The following is a 6,154-nucleotide window of genomic DNA, read 5'->3' on the forward strand; positions in this document are numbered from 1 at the left end:
GGGCTCAGGCGTAGCGTTCGATGGCAAGGCGTACGGCATTCGCGGCGCTGCGCATCAGCAGGCAGGCAGCAACGAATCCGGACAACGACACGGCGACGATGGCCCAGATCAACCCTGCGTGGGTGTCGTGCAGGCGATCCGAAATCGTCCCGATGGCGACAGGACTCACGGACTGCATCAGCACTGTTGCCAGTACACCGATTGCGGCCACCCGCGACCTCAGATGCGACGGGCAGATGCTCTGCATCAACCCGGGAAACATGATCATCCCGGCAACCACGCACATGAATTGCGCGCCGAACAGGAGGTAGACGTACAACACGGACGGCGCGATCAAGTAGCCGAGACTCACGACGCACGCCCCGAGAGCCCCCCACTCGCAGACGCGCAGCGGCGCGAGCACCCCGAGCCGGGTGTCCAGACGGCGCGCGAGCAGCCAGCCGGCGGCGCAACCGATGATGCTGCCTGCCATCGCAGCACTACCGAGCCCCGCACCCACGGTCGCCGGCGTAGCGCCGAAGACGCGAACCGCGACGACGGGCATCCAGCTCGTCACGCCGGCAAACGCCATGTTAATCAGCGCGATCGCCCCGAAGAATCGAATCATCATCGGCATCTCCGCGCGGAAGTACTCGGCCGCGGCGGGCCCGGACACCGGCGCATTGCCGGTCCCGGATCGCCTTTCTGCATGCTTGTGGCGAGGACGGATCATCGCGACCATCAGCATCAGCAGCGGCGCCGGCACCGCGACAGCGAAAAATGCTATCCGCCACGTGGAGGTGCCCCCGAGGCCGAAGGGCATTGCGCCATGCGTCGCGTCGATTCCCTGGATCAACATCCCGCCGAGCGCCATGCCGGCGCCGGCGCTCAGCAAATTGACCAATGCAAAAACCGAGTTGGCGAGGATACGCTGGCGCGCCGGGAAAAGGTCGGGGAGCAATCCGTAGATGATCGGCATGAGTCCGGCCTCGCCGATGCCCAGGCCAATCGACGCGACGAAGAGGGTTGGAAATCCGGTCGCCATGCCGCAGGCGGCGGTCGCGGCGCTCCAGAGCAGAATGCACAGGGCCAGCACGACGCGCCGATCCAGTCGGTCGGCGAGCCATCCGATCGGAATGGCCGCCGCGCCCGCGAACAGCGCGATACCGGCGCCCTGCAAGAGTCCCACCTGGATATCGGCGAGGTGGAATTCCGCGCGAATAAGTTCAGCCACCAGCACCAGCATCTGGCGATCGACGTTGGCGAAGAAAGTGACGACGACAAGGATCAACAGGCCAAACCACGCCCCCGCCCCCGCGCCTGTCTCGGCGCGTGACGCCGTGGCACGCTGCGCAACTTCGGTATTTGAATCGAACATGTGAATTCAAGGTATGGCGCGTCAGCGCGTCGGAATGCTCGCGGCAAGGCGAGATGTCATTGCGAGAAGCGTTCGTTGCCGACAAGGCCGATGCGCGTCACGCCCAGCCGTTGGGCCGCCGCCATGACCATCGCGACCGACCGGTAGGGGGCTTGCGCGTCCGCGCGCAGGTGCAGCTCGGTGGGCGGGCTGGACGCCGCGGCTTCGGTGAGATTCGCCTCGAGTTGCGCCCGACCACCGAGCGGCGAGCCGTTCCATGCCACAACGCCGTTTGCGTCGACATCGACTTGCACGACGCGCGGCGGACTCGCGGGCGAAGCACTGGAGGGCGCCGGCATGTCCAGCTTTACGGCATGTGTCTGTATCGGGATGGTGAGAATCAGCATGATCAGCAACACCAGCATCACGTCGATGAGCGGCGTCGTGTTGATCTCCACCATGATGTCGCTGCTCTCTCCAGCGCCGGTGGGCATGGACATTGCCATGACAGTCTCCTGGGTGGTACGCCTCTGGCGCTATTGGCGCGAAGGCGCTTCGGTAATGAAATCGACCTTGGCGATGCCGGCGCGCTGGCATGCCAGGACGACCCGCCCGATGGCGGCGTAGCGGGCATCGAGGTCACCGCGAATATGCACCTCGGGCTGAGGCGTCGAAACGGCGACCGTCTTGAGCTTCTCCACCAACGTCCCGGCGTCGGGTATCCTTCGCTCGTCCCAGTAGACCTCGCCGTCGCGCGTGACGGCGAGGACAACGTTCTGAGGCGTGGTCTGGAGTGGTTGCACGGCTTCCTTCGGCAGGGTGACGGGAACGGTGTGCGACACCACGGGAATGGTGATCAGAAAGATGATGAGCAGAACCAGCATGACGTCGACCAACGGCGTCGTGTTGATTGTCGCCATCACCTCGTCGTGTTCCGCGCCGCCGCTCCCGCCGGACAGGGTCATCGCCATGGCATCACCCCACGCGGGCGACTTGCGCGGTGCGGGTCGCCACAATGGCCGATGCCGTCGTCTTGCCAGTGAGCAACACGTTGTGAAGTTCGCTGCCGAACTCCCGCACGCGCTCCATCACGGCCTTGTTGCGACGGACCAGCCAGTTGTATCCGAGCACGGCGGGAACCGCCACGGCCAGCCCGATGGCGGTCATGATCAGCGCTTCGCCCACGGGGCCCGCGACCTTGTCAATGGATGCCTGTCCCGCAATTCCGATAGCCGTCAGCGCGTGGTAGATGCCCCACACGGTGCCGAACAGTCCGACGAACGGCGCCGTCGACCCGACCGTACCCAGGAAGGACAGACCGTCCTGGAGTCGATTCGATATCCCCATGATGGCTCGGTCGATCGCGCCGGCGACCCAGGTATTCAAGTCGACCTGCTCGAGCAGCGCTCCGTGGTGGTGATCCCGGGCCGAAAGCCCGGACTCCGCGATGAAACGAAACGGGCTTCCGGCATCGAGCGACCGAATCCCCTCGGAAAGCGATGCGGCGCTCCAGAACTTCGTTTCTGCCGCTCGCGCCCGGCGCAGCACCCTGGCTTGCTCGAGCAACTTGGCTACGATGATGTACCAGCTGCCCATCGACATGATCACGAGAATCAGCAAGGTGCCCCGCGCGATCATATCGCCCCCCTCCCAAAGGGCCTGCAACCCGTAGGGATTGGTCACGGCCGCGGCGGCATGTGCGCCCGGGGAAGTGAGCGCCGCGACCATCGATACGGCGGCCATCGACACCGCGAAGCTTCGCGTATGCGGCGCACTACGATATTGAAACTGAAACATAGTCGTCTCCTTGACGTGAAATCAGGGTTGGGGGTGGGCCGATGCGGGCAGCTTCAATTGAGTTGGAAATCGAACGGAACCTGAACGCGGACCTCCTGGCCCTGCGCGACGCATTGGAACTGCCTGACGGCGTTTTCGGCGGCGCGATCGAGCGACGGGGCCGCGGATCGCGCAACCCGAAGTTGCTTGACCCGCCCGTCGGTGCCGACGACGAATTCGATGAGCACGTTACCCGTGAGGTTGTCCCGGAGGGCTTCGCGCGGGTATCGGATATCCGCCCGGACTTGCGCGGAGTTTGGACAAACGACGCCGACGTTGCCGGCTACCGGCTTACTCACGGGCGGCGCGGGCGGTGCGGGCGGTGCAACCGGGGCCGTTTCGACGGGATTGGCGGACTGGGCGACGATCGCATTCGGCTGCGGCGTCACCGGCACCGGCACTTCAGGCGGCGGGACATAGGGTTTGGGCTGAACTACCGGGCGCGGCGGCGGCGCGATTTTCCTTGCCGGCGGCGGCGGCGGTGGTGGCGGCTTGATTTCCTCGATGATCCTCGTCTCGATGGGCGCCTGGATGATCGTCGCAACGCGGTTGGCAAGCCCGCTGAGCAAGGCATACAGGATCAGTGCGTGCACCAGCACGGCAACGCCGATGCCGAGCAGTCGTCTGGCGGGCGGTTTGGGTTGGGCGTAATTCATGGACGACGTGTCTCCTGCCTGCATATGTCTCGTGTGGAGTCACGTTACGTCTCGGGTATTTCTGTTTCATCTCGACTTTGTATCGCGTTTGATACATACGGGACGCATTGCGCTGGCATCGAATATTTCAGGCCTGCAACAATTCAGCAAGATTGCCGGCACGTTCGTCCCTGATAATTCGGCAACGGGGGCGACGGCTCGACGTGGCGGGAGACTAGAAGAGGGATATGACCATGGGAACGCGCGTATTGGTAGTCGACGACGATGCACAGATTCGCAGTCTGCTCTGCGACTGCCTCGCCGACTTCGGCATGACCTGCATGCAGGCGGCCAATGGCGAGGAAATGCACCACGTGCTCGGGCAAAGCGACATCGATATCGTCGTGCTCGACCTGATGCTCCCGGACAGCGACGGCCTGACGTTATGCCGGGAACTGCGCACCGCGTCGGACATTCCCATCATCATGCTCACGGCGCGCGGCGAGACGACCGACAGGATCGTCGGTCTCGAACTCGGAGCGGACGACTATGTCGTGAAGCCGTTCGAGCCGCGCGAGCTGGTGGCGCGAATCCAGACTATTCTTCGGCGGGCCAGGGCACCGGCAAGATCGGCCTCCGAACCGAAGGACGAGCGCAGGTTCGCGGGGTGGCGCCTCAACCTGATCGGACGTCATCTCATCGCGCCGGACAACACTGTCGTACCGCTGTCGAATGCGGAATTCAGACTCCTGAACGCCTTTCTTTCAGCGCCGGGTCGGGTGCTCAGTCGGGAATATCTGATGGATACGGCGCGGGGCAAGTCGATCGATGCCTTCGATCGCAGCATCGACGTGCAAATTTCGAGGCTGCGGCACAAGCTGCGAGAAGACATCAAGGAGCCGCGGTTGCTGCGCACGATACGGGGAGAAGGCTACATGCTCGACGTTCGCGCGCGATCTGATGCGCAAGGCTAGATTGGCCTGCCCAGAGGGATTCGAACCCCCGACCGTCGGCTTAGAAGGCCGAACAACATCCAATTGACCGAGATTGATCGGCGTCCAAAAATCAATTCAAATCACTGATTTTATTATAAAAATAATAATTTCCGAAATTTCTGGTGTTGATCGATGGTGACTAAAACGGATAGAATTCGCCTACACAGCACCTACATGGATCAGGGATCAACAAGGTCAACTTCACCAGTGAACGGGTCGCAAATTTCAGCGCAGAACCCGGGAAGCAGCAAACGCTTCATTGGGATGCGAAGATACCTGGCCTAGGCGTCCGCGTAACGTCGAATGGAGCCAAGTCCTTCATCTTCGAAGGACGCTTCAACGGCAAGACAATTCGAATCACGATCGGCGACACCCGTACGTGGACGATTGCGAAGGCCCAAACTGAGGCAACGCGCCTTAAGCTCCTAACAGACCAAGGACGCGATCCTCGAGCGGAAAAAGCCGAAGCGCAGGCAGCGGCAAGAGCGGCCGAGCTCCAGATGAAGAGAGAACAAGCGACGGTCGCTCAGGCGTGGGCAGCGTATCTAGAAGCCAGCAAGTCGAACTGGGGGGAGCGTCATCTGCAAGACCACATCAATTTGGCGCAGCCCGGCGGAGGAGCCAAGATTCGCGGAAAAGGACTAACCAGGCCTGGTCCGCTCGCACCACTGATGCAACTTCGGCTGGCGGAACTCACTCCCGATACAGTTTCGAAATGGCTCGCAACCGAATCGGCGGATCGCCCAACCGGAGCGGAACAGTCATATAGAAAACTGCGAGCGTTTCTGAGTTGGTGCGATGACCAACCTGCGTTTGCGAGCATCGCGCATGCGAAGGCATGCTCCGCTCGCGCGGTGAAAGAGTCGGTACCCCGCCCGCAAGTGAAGACGGACTGCCTACAGCGCGAGCAGTTGAAACTCTGGTTTGCCGAAGTACGGAAGATCCCCAATCCGGTCATCTCAGCTTACCTTCAGGCCCTGCTTATTACGGGCGCTCGACGCGAAGAGTTGGCGCAGTTGCAATGGACCGATGTGGATTTTCAATGGGGAAGCCTGTCACTCGCAGACAAAATCGAAGCGGCAGGCAGAGTAATCCCGTTGACGCCATATGTCGCTCAGATGCTTGAGCAACTGCCGCGCATCAACGAGTGGGTCTTTAGCAGCCCAACGGCCGAAGATGGAAGAATTGTCGAGCCGAGAAAAGCTCACATGAAAGCGCTGAACCAAGCCAAGCTGCCGCACATCAGCGTGCATGGCCTGCGCCGGTCCTTCGGGATGACCTGTCCTGAAAATTTCGTACCAATCAGATCTAGGGATAATGGCTCCTCAGCTCAGATGAGGAGTTGGCATGAA

At 62.0% G+C, this 6,154-nt stretch carries 7 protein-coding genes and 1 pseudogene; 3 read left to right on the top strand and 5 right to left on the bottom strand.

Going from position 1 to position 6,154, the window contains the following annotated elements; genetic code table 11:
- Window positions 1-4 precede the first annotated feature (4 nt).
- The 5 genes from PMO31116_RS21450 to PMO31116_RS21470 are packed head-to-tail and all read right to left on the bottom strand — an operon-like array spanning window position 5 to window position 3,828.
- Window positions 5-1,357 (bottom strand): MFS transporter, encoded by a 1,353-nt coding sequence (locus tag PMO31116_RS21450; protein ID WP_150568468.1) that lies wholly within the window; start codon window positions 1,355-1,357, stop codon window positions 5-7.
- Between the two features lie 56 nt (window positions 1,358-1,413).
- Window positions 1,414-1,842, bottom strand: a complete 429-nt coding sequence (locus tag PMO31116_RS21455; protein WP_150568469.1) for an ExbD/TolR family protein — start codon at window positions 1,840-1,842, stop codon at window positions 1,414-1,416.
- Window positions 1,843-1,872: 30 nt separating this feature from the next.
- A complete protein-coding gene (locus PMO31116_RS21460) occupies window positions 1,873-2,307 on the bottom strand; it encodes an ExbD/TolR family protein (protein WP_150568470.1) in 435 nt (144 codons plus the stop codon).
- Window positions 2,308-2,311: 4 nt separating this feature from the next.
- The gene (locus PMO31116_RS21465) at window positions 2,312-3,133 is read right to left on the bottom strand and encodes a MotA/TolQ/ExbB proton channel family protein (RefSeq protein WP_150568471.1); all 822 of its coding nucleotides are present in this window, start codon (window positions 3,131-3,133) and stop codon (window positions 2,312-2,314) included.
- A 53-nt stretch (window positions 3,134-3,186) separates the two neighbouring features.
- Window positions 3,187-3,828, bottom strand: a complete 642-nt coding sequence (locus PMO31116_RS21470; RefSeq protein WP_150568472.1) for an energy transducer TonB — start codon at window positions 3,826-3,828, stop codon at window positions 3,187-3,189.
- A 227-nt stretch (window positions 3,829-4,055) separates the two neighbouring features.
- Here PMO31116_RS21470 and PMO31116_RS21475 point away from each other — a divergent pair, with 227 nt between their 5' ends.
- From PMO31116_RS21475 to PMO31116_RS21480, 3 genes and pseudogenes are all read left to right on the top strand, one after another.
- The gene (locus tag PMO31116_RS21475; RefSeq protein ID WP_343038637.1) at window positions 4,056-4,781 is read left to right on the top strand and encodes a response regulator; all 726 of its coding nucleotides are present in this window, start codon (window positions 4,056-4,058) and stop codon (window positions 4,779-4,781) included.
- A 206-nt stretch (window positions 4,782-4,987) separates the two neighbouring features.
- Window positions 4,988-5,257 (top strand): annotated as a pseudogene (locus PMO31116_RS24490) (Arm DNA-binding domain-containing protein); the annotation flags it as partial.
- Window positions 5,258-5,302: 45 nt separating this feature from the next.
- Window positions 5,303-6,154: tyrosine-type recombinase/integrase (locus PMO31116_RS21480; RefSeq protein ID WP_425494817.1), on the top strand; the 852-nt coding region annotated here is incomplete at its 3' end.

It is taken from the genome of Pandoraea morbifera, from assembly GCF_902459575.1.
In the GTDB taxonomy this organism is placed as follows: Bacteria; Pseudomonadota; Gammaproteobacteria; order Burkholderiales; family Burkholderiaceae; genus Pandoraea; species Pandoraea morbifera.